Here is a 14,390-nt window from a genome sequence, read left to right on the forward strand (position 1 = left end):
TGCTACCCGCTCGATCAGCCAATCAGCTCGTTCCGCAACCCGAATGTCGCCGAAAGACATCTTGTGCCTCCGCCAAATAGGTCGAAAGCCCTTGAATCATATTTGCAAAATCCGGGGAATCACTTTTGGGGATCCCGTAGCCCCCGCAAGGGGGGAGGGAACCCGTCCACCGGTGCGTGCCTTACTCGTCGCGCTGCTACCCCAGCAGCACCGCATCCGCGCCGTTCACGGCGTCGGCCGAGTCCGTCACCGTCTTCTCCAGCGAAGGCGCCGCGACCGCGATATTCTCGGCAAAGAACCGTGCCAGCGCCACGTGGCGTTGCGGATCGCCCTCGCCAAGGCCCTTGGCGGCGAGCGCTTCTCCGGCCAGCATGCAGCCGCCGAGGGTGGCGCCGAACAGGCGCAGATAAGGCGTGGCGCCGGCGAGCGCATCGTTTGGCGCAGCAGCCAGCTTCTCCAACAGCCACTTGCTGGTGCGCTCGGTGGCCGCCAGCGCCTCGCGCAGCTTTGCGCCCGTGGTGCCGAAGGCCGGATCGTTCGAGGTCTCTACGCGGCTGACGATCCCGCTGAGCTCGTCGAGCAGCTTCCACACCGACTCGCCGCCATTGGCGCCGAGCTTGCGCGTCACCAGGTCGATCGACTGGATGCCATTGGTGCCCTCGTAGATCGTGGTGATGCGGGCGTCGCGATAGTGCTGCGCCGCGCCGGTCTCCTCGATGAAGCCCATGCCGCCATGGACCTGCACGCCGAGATAGGCGACCTCGTTGCCGATGTCGGTGGAGAACGCCTTCGCGATCGGCGTCAGCAGCGCGCCGCGCGCCGCCGCATCGTCGCGTACCCCGGCGTCCTTTGCCCGCACGGCGACGTCGAGCGCCACCGCCGTGGCGTAGCAGATCGAGCGCGCCGCAGCCGTCATGCTCTTCATCTGCATCAGCATGCGCTTGACGTCGGGGTGCACGATGATGGGATCGAGTCCGTCGCCCTTCCTGCCCGTCGCGCGGCCCTGCTTGCGCTCCTGCGCAAAGGCCAGCGCCTGCTGGAACGCGCGGTCGGCGATCCCTACGCCCTCGAGCCCGACGCCGAGCCGCGCCTGGTTCATCATGGTGAACATGCAGGCCATGCCCTTGTTTTCCTCGCCGATGAGGTAGCCGACCGCGCCGCCCTTATCGCCCATGGTCATGGTGCAGGTCGGGGAGGCGTGGATGCCGAGCTTGTGCTCGACGCCGGAGGCATGGATGTCGTTGCGCGCGCCGAGCGAGCCGTCCTTATTCACGAGGAACTTTGGCACCAGGAACAGCGAGATTCCCCGCGTGCCCGCGGGCGCATCGGGCAATCGCGCGAGCACGAAATGCACGATGTTGTCGGTCATGTCGTGCTCGCCATAGGTGATGAAGATCTTGGTGCCCTTGAGGCGATAGCTGCCGTCGCCCGCCCGCTCGGCGCGGGTGCGCAGCGCGCCGACGTCGCTGCCTGCGCCGGGCTCGGTGAGCTGCATGGTGCCGGTCCATTGGCCGGACACCAGCTTGGCGAGATAGATCTGCTTCAGCTCGTCCGAGCCGTGCGCATCGAGCGCCTCGATGGCCCCGAGCGTCAGCAGCGGGCAGAGCCCGAAGGCGATGTTCGACGCGCTCCAGATTTCCGTGCATGCCGCGTTGATCGCGAGCGGCAGGCCCTGACCGCCGAATTCTTCCGGCCCCGACACCGCGTTCCACCCCGCATCCGCCCAGCGCTTGTAGGCATCCGGCCAGCCCGGCGCGGTCGTCACCACGCCGTTGTCGAGCTTGATACCGTGCTCGTCGCCGACACGATTGAGCGGCGCCAGCACGTCGGCGGCGAACTTGCCGGCTTCTTCCAGCACGGCGGCCGTGATGTCGCCGTCGAAATCGCCGTAATGCCCGGCCTCGACGGCGGCCTTCAGCCCCGCGCCATGGTTGAGCGAAAGCAGGATGTCGGAGATCGGCGCGGTGTAGGTCATGGTGGTGCCCGGGCTGGTGACTGGATAGGGGACGATAGACGATACGCTGCCGTATCACGAACCCGCCGGGCTCTCAATGGGCGGATGGGGGCGGCATGGAAGACTACGGCCCCGGATACCGCCGGTTTCCGGGCGATGGGGCAGGCAAGGGTCGTGCCGCGCTGCGCCGGTCGACCCTCATGGTGAGGAGGCGCGAATCGCCGTGTCGACCATGCGGCCCGGCTCCGGCCCCTGACTTCCATATTAGGGGTCCGAAAGCCGGGCCGGAGCGGTGCAAATCCTTTCTCCCGCCTGTTGAACTCGGTCCACCGGCCCTATAGACCGGCGTGGCCGAAGGGCGCTCGCGACGCGGCCATTGCCGCGCCGTTCCCGAACGGCCCGTTGGGGCGTAGCCAAGCGGTAAGGCAGCGGATTTTGATTCCGCCATTCGGAGGTTCGATCCCTCCCGCCCCAGCCAGCATCGAGCGAGAGCATCCGGCGGATGGTTCCAGCGACGGCGCGCGCCATCGGCAGTTTTCTTGCGGCCATCGCCGCCGCAATGCTGCTGCTCGCCCTTCCCGCCGCCGCCGATCCCACGGCGGACGCCGCGCCCAAAGATCTTCCGGCGTCAACTCACCTTCTTCTTGATCAAGCGAGCGCCAATGTGCCGAGGCTGCTCGCTGCGCAGCACAACGCTGGTCGTGACGGCACCGTAGCCGGCAATACGATCCACGATCGTTTCGAGTTCCTCGGGCGCGGGAACGATGACCTTCAGGATGAAGCAATCCTCTCCGGTGACGCGGTGCACCTCAATAATGTTCGGAACATCCGAGAAACGCTTCAGGCAGGACTTGATATGCTCATGGCTCGTCCGCAGGCGGACGATCGCCATCATGCCCAGGCCGAGGGCACGAGCATTGATGCGGGCCCCATAACCTTCGATGATGCCGGTTTCTTCCAGGCGTTTCACACGCTCGGAGATCGCCGGTTGTGATAGGCCGATCCGTCGCCCAAGTTCCGAAAGTGGCGCGCGCGCATTGGCCTGCAACGCCTCGATGATCTGGAGATCCTTGTCGTCGATGCTGCCGAAGCGATCCAAGTCGAAACTCCTGTCGCACTTTGAAATCATCGGTCAACGGCCTCTGCGGCCGATGACCCTCTATGCAGGTTCGGATTGCTGCGGGCTACAATGCACCCATCGGCGATCAGCTCAAGGGGGTACAATGGATATTGCGTTTGTTACGTTGCCTGGCATCGGCGGCTCAGGCGAGCAGCATTGGCAGACGCATTGGGAGCGTGCGGACACTCGCTTCAAGCGCTTCAAGCCTACGAGTTGGGATGCGCCGGACGTGAGTGACTGGACTGCTGCCGTCGATCGCGAGCTTGGACTCGCGCCGCAATCGGTCGTACTAGTTGCACACAGTCTTGCGTGCTTGCTCGTTGCGCATTGGGCGCAAAAGACTCTGGCGCGCGTTGCTGGTGCCTTTCTCGTGTCAGTGCCGGATCCGGCGGCTACGAAGTTTCCGGCGGCGGCCGCGTCGTTCGCTGCCGTGCCTGCGACTGCCTTGGTGTTTCCGGCTCTCATCGTTGCGAGCACTGACGACCCCTATGGGACCCTTGACTACGCACGTCAGCGAGCTGGCCAATGGAAGGCCGGCATTGTGGAAGTGGGACCCCTCGGGCACATCAACGGAGCAAGTGGCCTTGGCGATTGGCCGCAGGGCCGCATGCTGCTCGAGGCGTTCTCCAGCGGCTTGGGGATGGGACGGTGAGGCTATGACTTGCCGCTGCACTTTGTGCGGCATCGCGTAACGCCCAACTCACGTCCTAACTGCTCGTGCGGAATCTACCGAACATATCTCGGGTGAGGTCGTTGATGCGTCGCAGCAGGTGTTCAGAAACTTCGAGGCCGTTGCGAGTGCAACAGATCCACTCATCTGTCGGCAAGATGGTAATCTTGTCGATGAAGCGAATTCAACGCGCCCAGTCTAATTGAAATTTGACCCGTCCGGTCCCGAACATCAGCCAATGCTGGTGGCAAAGGCAGGTGATGTCGAGCGTTACGCTACGGCGGCTACAGCGCACATTTTTGATGGCAGGCCATACAGGCCGGAGAATTTGGTCGGCGGCCTGCTTGGTGCGCCCGACGAACAGATTTGGGGCGAGGCTGGGCAGGCCCAGCCCGGCTTGGATCATCCTCAACGGGCCTCGTGCGTTGCTTCGGATGTATGGTCAAGATGACCGCAGAGCCCCAGCCAATCCTCCTGTGGGGACTTTTCTCGCTTGGAATGAGTGTCAAGCAATTGAAATTGCTAGAAGGTTGCTCTAAGCGGATTTTGACTCCACCATTCGGAGGTTCGATCCCTCCCGCCCCTGCCAACGTAGTCAGAAGTAGGGGTGCCTGCGTACTCGCCTCGATCTCGATTGCTGCGTTGCGGTCAAACGCCGTCCGTTCGCCCCGTACTTCTTTGAAAGAGTTGATTTGTTGCAATGACGCTCACTCGGCTCCCATGCTTGTCTCGTCGCATCGTGCTGCTGCTGTACCCTGGAATCGAGCTGCTTGATGTAGTGGGGCCGTTGGAGGTCTTCGAATTCGCCAACAGAGTCGTCAATCGTGACTGCGACAGCCGGCGCACCTATTCGATCGAGATGTGGGCCGCGGAATCGGGCGTCGTTCTTAGCCACTCAAACGTCGGGCTTATGGCAAGTCATTCCTTTGGGGATGAGCCCAACTCCCAAGCTATTGACACGCTCTTGGTACCCGGATGCCCTTCACCTAAGACGGGAGGCGAGAAACGGTGTGTCGATTGGATCAGAAAGGTCGCTCCACACGCGCGTCGCGTCGGCGGCATTTGCACCGGTGCCTTTCTTTTGGCGGAAGCCGGATTTCTTGGCGGCCGAAGGGCGACGACTCACTGGGCGTTCTGCAAGGAACTCGCCCGGCAATATCCAGCCGTGGAGGTCGATCCAGACCCCATCTTCATACGCGATGGGCGCTTCTATACATCAGCCGGTGTCACGGCCGGCATGGACCTCGCGCTAGCTATGGTCCAAGATGATCTTGGACGAAAAGCGGCCCTCGCTGTTGCGCAACGACTTGTATTGTTTCTGAAGCGACCTGGTGGGCAAGCGCAATTTAGCGCAAGCCTGAACGCGCAAGCCGCAGGTACAGAGAAAATCGAGGAAGTGCAGAACTGGATACTGGACAATCTTGACCGGGATCTGGGAGTTGGCTGTCTCGCAGACCGCGCTGGAATGAGCCGGCGGAATTTTGTCCGTGTATTCACAAAACGGACAGGCCAGTCGCCTGCTTCGTTTGTTGATGCCGCGAGGCTGGAATCTGCGCGTAGGCAGCTTGAGGACAGTCAGGATCGAATCGAAGTGATCGCTATGCGATCGGGCTTTCACACCCCAGAGACGATGCGAAGAGTATTTCAACGCAGGCTCGGCGTCTCCCCCAAAGCGTATCGAGATCGCTTCCACTCTGCCAATTGAATTGTATCGACTGCTTGAAAGGGAGGAGCGGGATTGCATTGCCCGCGCCTTCTAGTCGGCTGCGTCACGCCAGAGTGCCACGGGAAGTTTCGCGATTTTGGCCCAAGGAGTGGGATGTTTGGCCTATGCTCGATCGAGAGCGAGTGGGAGAGAAGTAGCCTCGACAAGACACTTCAATGTGGGACGAAGCCATGCACGTCTTTATCGAACTCTGGAAGGCGAAGCCTTCCTGGATATCCCTTGCGCTTCCGGAACGAGAGAAGTTCATGGAAGCGATGGGCAGTGCGACCAAGCTGGTATTTCAGCGCGAAGGAATTGAGATCGCCGGTTGGGGCTTCTGCGCTCCAGCGGTGGATCATCGGGCGCCATACGGCTTCTTTGCCTTGTACCGGTTCGAGCGCCTGGAGGCGTTCGCCTCTCTCCAAACCGCCATCATGGGGGGGCTGGTACGAGTACTTCGAACAAGTAAACGTCGTTGGTGAACTCGTTCCGCCGTCGACCATTATTGAGCACCACATCAAGAGCGATGCCTGATCGCGCGCGGCAAGAATTGTGGAGAATATAGCATGAATTGGGAAACTTCATTCCCGAAGGAAATCGCAGGTGTTCGTGTCCCTGACACCTCTCTCGTTCTCGGCGCGATACGATTGGCAAGAGAGGTATCTTCGCCCTTGCTCTTCAATCACTGCATTCGAACATTTGTCTTTGGCTCGCTGATTGCGGAAAAGCACAGCGTAAAATACGATGCAGAAGTTGCTTGCGTTGCAGCCGTCCTGCACGATTTGGGTCTGACCGACCATGCGCATGGTCCGCGTAGATTCGAGGTTGAGGGTGCCGACGCGGCGAAGCGCTTTGCTCTCAAGCATGAAATGTCGGAAGAGAAGGCGGAGATCGTCTGGGATGCCATTGCGCTTCATACCGCATCCGGGATTTCAATCGAGAAGCGCATGGAGATCGCGCTGACGCAAATTGGTGCCTCGGTCGACGTCTTCGGTCGAGGACTGGAGTCGATTAGCGAGTCCGGTCTGAAGGCGGTTCTCGAGCAATTCCCTCGGCTCGACTTCAAGAACGGCTTTCTGGAGTTGCTCACCCGGAGTTGGAGCTCAAAGCCGCCGATGGTGACCGCGTTTACGTTTGGTGCAGAAATCTGCCGAAACCACATTCCTGGCTTTCAATGTCCCACCTTCAGCCAGGCGATGCATGGCGCCGGATTTTCTAGCTAGCGTTTGCCTGGGGGCGATGGTGACGGAAGTTCTGCAGAATTATCTTGGCGGCCGCTGGATCGCGGGTGCGGGCAGCGGTGCGGCATTGTACGATCCGGTTCGCGGCACGGAGTTGGTTCGGGTTGACTCTAGTGGGCTAGACATAGCCGCAGGGTTCAACTTTGCGCGGAAGGAAGGGGCAGAACTCAGAAGCCTCACCTATCGGCAACGCGGAGAGATGTTGAGCGCCATCGCCAGGATGCTTCAGGGGCGCCGCGAGATCTATTTCGAAATTGCGCAGGCCAACAGCGGGACCGTAAGCAATGACTCGGCCGTGGACATTGATGGCGCCATCTACACGATCTCAACCTACGCGAAGCTGGCGGAAACCCTGGGTGACCGGCAATTCCTGTTCGACGGCGAAGCGACGCCGCTTGCTAAGGAAGCCGCTTTCCAGGGCCGTCACGTCCTTGTTCCGACACGCGGGCTTGCCCTGCTAATCAACGCCTTCAACTTTCCCGCTTGGGGTCTGTGGGAGAAGGCGGCCCCTGCCTTGCTCTCTGGAGTACCTGTTGTTGTGAAGCCAGCGACAGCCACGGCTTGGCTCGCGCAAGCCATGGTGAGGGACGTAGTTGCAGCCGGAATTCTGCCGGTAGGTGCGCTTTCCGTAATCTGCGGAAGTTCAGCGGGATTGTTGGACGCTCTAGAACCGTTCGACCTGGTCTCCTTCACGGGCTCAGCGGAAACTGCGAGCACGGTCCGTTCGCATCCTGCCATTGCAAGGCGCTCGGTTCGTGCCAACATCGAGGCGGATAGCGTCAATTCAGCGATCCTTGTCGATGGCGAAGCTGGCGGCGGGCCAGCATTCGACCTTCTGGTGCGGGAGGTCGTTCGCGAAATGACGGTGAAGTCTGGACAGAAATGCACGGCCATCCGTCGTATTCTTGTTCCTGCCAGTCAATATGACGCTGTTGCGGATGCCATATCCTCGCGCTTGAGCAAAGTCACTGTCGGCGATCCCCGAAACAATAGGGTACGCATGGGTGCCCTCGTCAATCGTGCTCAGTACGTCGCCGTGCAGGAGGGGCTTGCCCAACTACGCAAGGAGACGAAGATATTGCACGATGGCGCGAGCCATGACCTCATTGATGCAGACCCTGCGGTCGCATGCTGTCTCGGTCCGACATTGCTGGGGGCGCCCGATCCCGATCGCTCCGAGATCGTGCACGACATCGAGATATTTGGACCGGTTGCAACCTTGATGCCTTACCGAGATGAGGCCCACGCGTTGGCACTGGCGCGCCGGGGGCAGGGATCGCTGGTCGCCTCCGTTTACGGATCGGGGGCCGCGGCGTTATCGCGTGTGGCGCTTGAATTGGCGGACAGTCACGGTCGTGTTCACGTTGTGAGCCCCGAGGTAGCGGACGTTCAAACTGGCCACGGCAACGTAATGCCGCAATCGCTGCATGGTGGTCCTGGCCGTGCCGGCGGGGGCGAAGAACTCGGCGGCGCGCGCGCGCTGAATTTCAGCCACCGGCGTGCGGCGTACAGGGGTCGAAGGTAGTCATCGCCGCCCTTGGTTCTTAGAGATAAGCTAGAGGAGCCGATTGATATCAACCCCTGCCAGGCATCAGAGGAGCTGCTACAGCTCATCAGCAGTGCCTGATGATAGACCTTGCGCCGCATGCTTTCGTCGAGGCCAGCAACCTCGGCGAAGCGCATCGCCAGCACACAGGATCGAAGCGCGAAATCTCGGGAATGGCCCGTAGCCAAGTCCGTGGCGTAGGCCAGCGCCATGAGAAAGTCTGCCCGCCTGACCGCCGGTGCCGTCATGCCTCATTCCCCCGACACCCGCCCGAGTCTTCGAGCCTTCCGGTTGGTGGCTTGTAAGGCCGAAAAGTCTCCGGCGCCAGAATCCGGGCAAATGTGCTGAAATTTCCCCGGTATTTCAAAGGCCTTCTTTCAACCGGGAAGGTGCGAGTTCGATCCTCTGGACGGCAGCCACTTATTCGTGGGTTTCGGCCAGGCTCCTAGCGGGACGCGAGAATGGGCCGGAAATCCCGGCTCGATCCGTTCGCGACCAAGTTGCTTCGTGACAGGTACTACCCGGTCAGCAATCTGCGTTCGAAAAGCGGGCAGAAATTTGCGCTGTCCGGCAAGATTGCGAACCGCGCGGTTTAAATTGGGACTTGAAGCGGAGAAACGACGCTGCTATAATTTAAACGACCAGTCGGATTATTATTAGGCCCAGCCAGAAACGGGCGGATTCCGGATGCAAGGGGAGGAACGGCGATGAACGTGATGCCGCGCGCGTCGCAATGGGAGGAACTGATCCGCCCGGACCGGGTGCATGGCTCGCTTTACAGCGATCCGGCGATCTTCGAGGCCGAGCTGCAGAACATCTGGTACCGCACCTGGGTCTATGTCGGCCACGAGAGCGAGGTTCCGGAGGCAAACGACTACGTCGTCAAGTCGATTGGCCCGCAATCCGTGATCATGACCCGCGACGAGAAGGGCAAGATCAATCTTCTGCTCAACCGCTGCTCGCACCGCGGGAATCAAGTTTGCTCCTACGACAAGGGCAATGCGCGTTCCTTCACCTGTCCGTTCCACTCCTGGACGTTCGCCAATGACGGCCGGCTGGTGGGTTACGCCTTCCCCGACGGCTATGAAGGGCAGGACAAGTCCCAACTCGCGCTCGGCCGCGTCACGCGCGTCGAATCCTATCGCGGGTTTGTCTTCGGCTCCTTCGCAGCGGAAGGGCCGACACTGCAGGAGCATCTCGGCGGCGCTGCAGAGACCATTGATCGTCTTGTCCGCACCTCGCCGGAGGGTGAGGTCGAGATCACTGCAGGTTTTCTCAAGCATCGGGTAAAGGCGAACTGGAAGTTCATCCTTGAGAATGAATGCGACGGCTACCACCCGGCCTTCGTGCATTCTTCGATCTTCAACGTTGCCGAAAGCTCGATCGGGAAACTCTACGGCGGCTCGTCCACTGCGCTGACGCGCGACTTCGGCAACGGCCATACCGAAGTCGACTTGCGCCCGGAGTTTCGGAAGCGCGACGTGCCGATGAGCTGGTTCGGAACGACCGCAGATCGTTTGCCGGACTACACGGCGCGAATGAATGCTTCTTACGGCGAGAGGAACGCGCGCGAGATCATGATCGACGGCACGCCGCATGTCATGATCTTCCCGAACCTGTTTATCGCCGAAATCCAGATGTTCGTGATCCAGCCGCTCGCGGTCGACGATAGCGTGCAGCACGTCACTGCGCTGCAGTTCAAGGGCGCGCCGGACCTCAATCGCCGGCTGCGACAGCAGACCATGGGATCGGTAGGACCGGCCGGCTTTCTGCTGGCCGACGATTCCGAGATGTACGAGCGCAGCCATCGCGGCGTGATGGCGCGCAATCCGGAATGGGTGTTCCTGGGAAGAGGCGAGAAGCGCGAGCGCATCGACGAGCTCGGCTTCAAGGTAGGCCACGTCACAGACGAGGTGCCCTCGCGCGGAATCTGGAGCCATTACCGCAAACTGATGGAGGCGCGCTGATGCTGTCGCGTGAGAGCAGCGCCACGTTGCTGGGCGCCGTCACGGAGTTCATCTACAAGGAAGCGCGTCTCCAGGATGAGCATCAATATGAGGCGTGGGAAGCGCTGTGGACCGATGACGCCATCTACTGGGTGCCGGCCAATGGCGCCGATATCGACCCCGAAAAGGAGATGTCGATCATCTACGACAACCGCTCGCGCATCGCGCTTCGTGTCCGGCAGTACCTGACCGGCAAACATTTCACCCAATCGCCGCAGTCGCGGCTGCGGCGGCTGGTGTCCAACATTGAGCTGCTGGACCAGCAGCCGGGCGGCGACATCGCCGTCGGCAGCAACAGCATGATCTACGAGTCGAGCCTGCGCGACGACACGATCTGGGCGGCCCGCAACGAGTATCGGCTGCGTCATGTCGATGGCGAGCTGCGGATGGCCTACAAGAAGGTCACACTCGTCAACAACGAGAAGGCCATTTACACGCTTTCCTTCCTGGTGTGAACGCGATGATCGACAAGGGGCCGGTTCTCCTCGACGTGGCCGACGGCATCGCGCGCCTGCGCCTCAACCGGCCCGATGCCGCGAACGGCATGAGTGCGGAATTGCTGAGCGCGCTGTGCGACGCTATCATGGCCTGCCACGGCCATCCCGATCTGCGCGTCGTGCTGCTGACCGGCGAAGGCGCGAACTTTTGCGCCGGCGGCGACGTCCGCGCCTTTGCCTCCAAGGGTGAGAAGCTGCCGGACTATATCCGTCAGGCAACCGCTTATTTGCAGAATGCAGTCACCGGACTGCTGCGGCTGGAAGCGCCCGTGATCGCCTCGGTGCAGGGCTTTGCCGCGGGCGGCGGCGGCTTCGGACTGGTCTGCGCGTCCGACATCGTGATCGCAGCCGAGTCCGCCAAGTTCCTCGCCGGTGCGACCCGTGTTGCCATGGCGCCGGACGCCGGGGTTTCCGTCACGCTGTCGCGGCTGGTCGGGTTGCGCAAGGCCATGTCGATCCTGCTGACCAATCCCGTGATTTCTGCGGCCGAAGCGCTCGCGATGGGCATCGTCACCAGGGTCGTGCCGGATGCGGAATTGGCGAGCGCCTCGCTGGCGCTGGCGCAGGAGCTGGCGGCCGGGGCGCCGAAAGCGCTTGCCGCGACCAAGCGGCTTGTATGGGCCGGCACCGGCACCAGCATCGAGCAGTGCCTGTCGGAAGAGGCGCGCACGGTGTCGGAGCTCTCCGGCATGGCGGATGCGCGCGAAGGCCTCGCTGCCGTGATTGAGCGGCGCAAGCCAAGATTCACGGGACGCTGACGCGTGCCGGCCGCGAGCCCGCTGCCCTTTGGACGGCTGGACGGCCGCCGCGCCCTTGTCACCGGCGGCGCGAACGGGATTGGCGCTGCGATCGTGCGCGGCTTTGCTGCGGCGGGCGCAACGGTCGTGATCGCCGATCTCGATGCGATGGGCGCCGCTGCGCTCGCCAGGGAAGCGGGTGCCAGTGCAGTGCGGCTCGATGTCAGCGACACCGGCCAGGTGCACGAGGCCGTGGCGACGCATGGTCCGTTCGATATCCTCGTCAACAACGCCGGTATCGACCAGCATGCCTTCTTCTCCGATACCACGGAGCAGGACTGGGCGAAGCTGATCGCCGTCAATCTCGTCTCCGTGCTGGCCTGCACCCACGCCGTGCTGCCCGCGATGCAGGCGGCCGGTTTCGGACGCATCATCAACATCGCCTCGGAGGCCGCGCGGCTGGGCTCGAAGGGCGGCGCCGTCTATGCCGCCGCCAAGGGCGGGGTGATCTCCTTCACCAAGAGCATCGCGCGCGAGAATGCGCGCTACGGCATCACGGCGAATGCGATTACGCCGGGACCGATCCGCACGCCGATGCTGGAACAGGCGGTAGCCGAAGGCGGCGACAAGCTGCTTCGCGCCATGACGGATACGACGCTGCTGCGCCGGCTCGGCGAACCCGAGGAGGTTGCGGCGGCGGCGCTGTTCCTTGCATCCGACCAGGCAGCCTACATCACCGGCGAGACTCTCGGCGTCTCCGGCGGCATGGGGCTCGGCGGATGACGCTAGCCGCTGACGACATGGCGATCGATCCCGTCGAGCGCGCCATCGGGCGCATCCAGTCCGTGTACGGAAGCTGGAGCCGCAACACCTCCGTGGCGCAGATGCGCAGCGATTGGGATACGGCCTTCGCCGGCTGCACGGTGCCGGTGTCATGCCGGCCGGTTGCCGCCGGTGGCGTCGATGGCGAATGGATCGTCCCCGCCGATGCGGCGCCCGGCAGGGCAATACTGTATTTCCACGGCGGCGGGTTTCGTCTCGGTTCGGTCGCCTCGCACCGCGATCTGATTGCGCGGATCGCGGCAGCAAGCGGCTGCCGCGTGCTCGCCGTCAACTATCGCCTCGCGCCGGAGCATCGCTTTCCGGCGGCGCTGGAAGACGCAGTCGCGGCCTATGCGTGGCTCCGCGAGCAGGGCCTCAAATCGGGGAACATCGCGCTTGCCGGCGACTCCGCCGGCGGCAATCTCGTCCTCACCGCGATGCTCAGCCTGCGCGACCGCGGCGAGCCTCTGCCGGCGGCCGGCGTGCTGATGTCGCCATGGACCGACCTCGCCGCCACCGGCGGGAGTTATGAAAGCCGCGCTGCCGCCGATCCGACCCACCAGCGCTCGATGATCCTGGCGCTGGCGAAGGGATATCTGGGCGAGGACGGCGATCCCAAGAATCCGCTGGCTTCGCCGCTCTACGCCGATCTCTCCGGCCTGCCGCCGCTCTTGATTCATGCCGGAGATCGCGAGACGGTGCGTGACGACGCCACGATGCTGGCGGAAAAGGCAAGCGCCGCCGGGGTCGAAACCGAATTGCAGGTGTGGGAAGGCATGATCCACGTGTTCCAGATGTTCCCCGAAATCCCGCAGGCGAGGGAGGCCGTTGCTGTCATCGCGGCCTTCCTGCGCCGGCACCTTCACGTCAGCGCCGAGAGGGCAAAATGAATGTCATGAGCGCCGATCCCCGCGCATCGCACGAAGCGGAGTTTCACTTCGCCGATCCCCCGAACCTCTCCGAGGAGCTCAGGATGCTGCGCGAGCAGGTCCGCCGCTTCGTCGAGAAAGAAGTTCTGCCGCATGGCGAGGCGTGGGAGCGCGACGGCAAGATCCCGCGCGAGATATTCCGGCGCATGGGCGCGCTCGGCTTCCTCGGCATGCGCCACGAGAGCGAATATGGCGGAACCGACATGGGGCCGCTCGCCTCGATGGTGTTCGCGGAGGAGCTCGGGCGCTCCAGCTTCGGTGGATTCACATCATCGACCCTGGTGCATTCCGACATGTCAGCGGTGCACATCACCCTGCGCGGCACGCCTGAACAGAAGCGGAAATATTTGCCGGCGATCATCCGCGGCGAGACGGTTTGCTCCATCGCGGTGACCGAGCCCGACGCCGGCTCCGACGTGGCCGGCCTGAAGACGCGCGCGCGCCGCGACGGCGACTCCTGGGTGATCAACGGCTCGAAGATGTTCATCACCAACGCGGTCTATGGCGACATCCTGATCGTGGCCGCGCGCACCGACCCGGCGGCAAAGGGCAGCCGCGGCATTTCGCTGTTCATCGTCGAGCGCAACACGCCCGGCATTTCCGCGACCAAGCTCGACAAGCATGGCTGGCTGTGCTCCGACACCGCCGAGATTGCCTTCCAGGATGTGCGCATTCCCGCCGAAAACCTGCTCGGCGAAGAGAACCGCGGCTTCTACGGCATCATGGAGACGTTCCAGAACGAGCGGATCTGCATCGGCGGCATCTGCGCCGGCGAATCCGCCAAGGCAATCGAACTGACGACGAACTACGTGAAGAGCCGGCAGGCCTTTGGCGGCCCGCTGTGGAACCAGCAGGGGGTCCGCCTGAAGCTGGCGTCGCTGGCCGCCAAGGCCGCCGCGGCGCGGGCGTTGTCCTATCACGCCGCCGAGCTCGCCGAAGCCGGCAAGCCCTGCGAACGCGAGGTCTCGATGGTAAAGGCGCTGTCGCCGGAAGTGCTGCACGATGTTGTGCACGGCTGCCTGCAGTTGCATGGCGGCACCGGCTTCATGCGGGGAACGCCGATCGAGCGCATGGTCCGCGATGCGCGGGTGCTCACCATTGGCGGCGGCGCCACCGAAGTGATGCTCGAGGAAGTGGCTAAGCGGATGTAGGCGGCCGCAAGC

13 protein-coding genes and 1 tRNA gene are annotated in these 14,390 nt (G+C 62.8%); 12 read left to right on the forward strand and 2 right to left on the reverse strand.

What is annotated here, in order from left to right; all coding sequences use genetic code 11:
- Positions 1-196 precede the first annotated feature (196 nt).
- Entirely contained in the window at positions 197-1,975 is a 1,779-nt protein-coding gene (locus HZB49_RS23790; protein WP_291615800.1) for an acyl-CoA dehydrogenase, read from the reverse strand.
- Between the two features lie 382 nt (positions 1,976-2,357).
- Between HZB49_RS23790 and HZB49_RS23795 the strand changes: the two genes are divergently transcribed.
- Positions 2,358-2,432, forward strand: a tRNA-Gln gene (locus HZB49_RS23795).
- 150 nt (positions 2,433-2,582) lie between these two features.
- Here HZB49_RS23795 and HZB49_RS23800 read toward each other — a convergent pair.
- Complete coding sequence (locus HZB49_RS23800) at positions 2,583-3,053, reverse strand: Lrp/AsnC family transcriptional regulator (protein WP_291615802.1); 471 nt, start codon at positions 3,051-3,053, stop codon at positions 2,583-2,585.
- A gap of 124 nt (positions 3,054-3,177) precedes the next feature.
- Here HZB49_RS23800 and HZB49_RS23805 point away from each other — a divergent pair, with 124 nt between their 5' ends.
- The 11 genes from HZB49_RS23805 to HZB49_RS23855 all read left to right on the forward strand — a co-directional run bounded on the left by HZB49_RS23805 (position 3,178) and on the right by HZB49_RS23855 (position 14,378).
- On the forward strand, positions 3,178-3,726 hold the full coding sequence (locus HZB49_RS23805) for an alpha/beta fold hydrolase (RefSeq protein WP_291615803.1): 549 nt from the start codon (positions 3,178-3,180) through the stop codon (positions 3,724-3,726).
- 742 nt (positions 3,727-4,468) lie between these two features.
- Positions 4,469-5,449 carry a GlxA family transcriptional regulator gene (locus HZB49_RS23810; RefSeq protein WP_291615805.1) on the forward strand — a complete coding sequence of 327 codons (981 nt, stop codon included), beginning with the start codon at positions 4,469-4,471 and terminating at the stop codon, positions 5,447-5,449.
- A gap of 191 nt (positions 5,450-5,640) precedes the next feature.
- Entirely contained in the window at positions 5,641-5,931 is a 291-nt protein-coding gene (locus HZB49_RS23815; protein ID WP_291615807.1) for a DUF6616 family protein, read from the forward strand.
- An 84-nt stretch (positions 5,932-6,015) separates the two neighbouring features.
- Positions 6,016-6,672 carry an HD domain-containing protein gene (locus tag HZB49_RS23820; RefSeq protein ID WP_291615809.1) on the forward strand — a complete coding sequence of 219 codons (657 nt, stop codon included), beginning with the start codon at positions 6,016-6,018 and terminating at the stop codon, positions 6,670-6,672.
- Positions 6,650-8,215 (forward strand): 3,4-dehydroadipyl-CoA semialdehyde dehydrogenase, encoded by a 1,566-nt coding sequence (locus HZB49_RS23825; protein WP_291615811.1) that lies wholly within the window; start codon positions 6,650-6,652, stop codon positions 8,213-8,215. The genes HZB49_RS23820 and HZB49_RS23825 overlap by 23 nt, the downstream gene beginning before the upstream one ends.
- Positions 8,216-8,943: 728 nt before the next feature.
- Positions 8,944-10,203 carry a Rieske 2Fe-2S domain-containing protein gene (locus HZB49_RS23830; protein WP_291615813.1) on the forward strand — a complete coding sequence of 420 codons (1,260 nt, stop codon included), beginning with the start codon at positions 8,944-8,946 and terminating at the stop codon, positions 10,201-10,203.
- Complete coding sequence (locus tag HZB49_RS23835; RefSeq protein ID WP_291615816.1) at positions 10,203-10,697, forward strand: aromatic-ring-hydroxylating dioxygenase subunit beta; 495 nt, start codon at positions 10,203-10,205, stop codon at positions 10,695-10,697. Before HZB49_RS23830 ends, HZB49_RS23835 begins: the two co-directional genes overlap by 1 nt.
- A gap of 5 nt (positions 10,698-10,702) precedes the next feature.
- The gene (locus HZB49_RS23840) at positions 10,703-11,497 is read left to right on the forward strand and encodes an enoyl-CoA hydratase-related protein (RefSeq protein WP_291615818.1); all 795 of its coding nucleotides are present in this window, start codon (positions 10,703-10,705) and stop codon (positions 11,495-11,497) included.
- A 3-nt stretch (positions 11,498-11,500) separates the two neighbouring features.
- Positions 11,501-12,259, forward strand: coding sequence for an SDR family oxidoreductase (locus HZB49_RS23845; protein ID WP_291615820.1), 759 nt, complete (start codon positions 11,501-11,503; stop codon positions 12,257-12,259).
- The gene (locus HZB49_RS23850) at positions 12,256-13,188 is read left to right on the forward strand and encodes an alpha/beta hydrolase (protein WP_291615821.1); all 933 of its coding nucleotides are present in this window, start codon (positions 12,256-12,258) and stop codon (positions 13,186-13,188) included. Before HZB49_RS23845 ends, HZB49_RS23850 begins: the two co-directional genes overlap by 4 nt.
- Positions 13,185-14,378 carry an acyl-CoA dehydrogenase family protein gene (locus tag HZB49_RS23855; protein WP_291615823.1) on the forward strand — a complete coding sequence of 398 codons (1,194 nt, stop codon included), beginning with the start codon at positions 13,185-13,187 and terminating at the stop codon, positions 14,376-14,378. The genes HZB49_RS23850 and HZB49_RS23855 overlap by 4 nt, the downstream gene beginning before the upstream one ends.
- The last annotated feature ends 12 nt before the right edge of the window (positions 14,379-14,390 follow it).

Origin of the sequence: Bradyrhizobium sp., assembly GCF_016219575.1 — a bacterium.
In the GTDB taxonomy this organism is placed as follows: Bacteria; Pseudomonadota; Alphaproteobacteria; order Rhizobiales; family Xanthobacteraceae; genus Bradyrhizobium.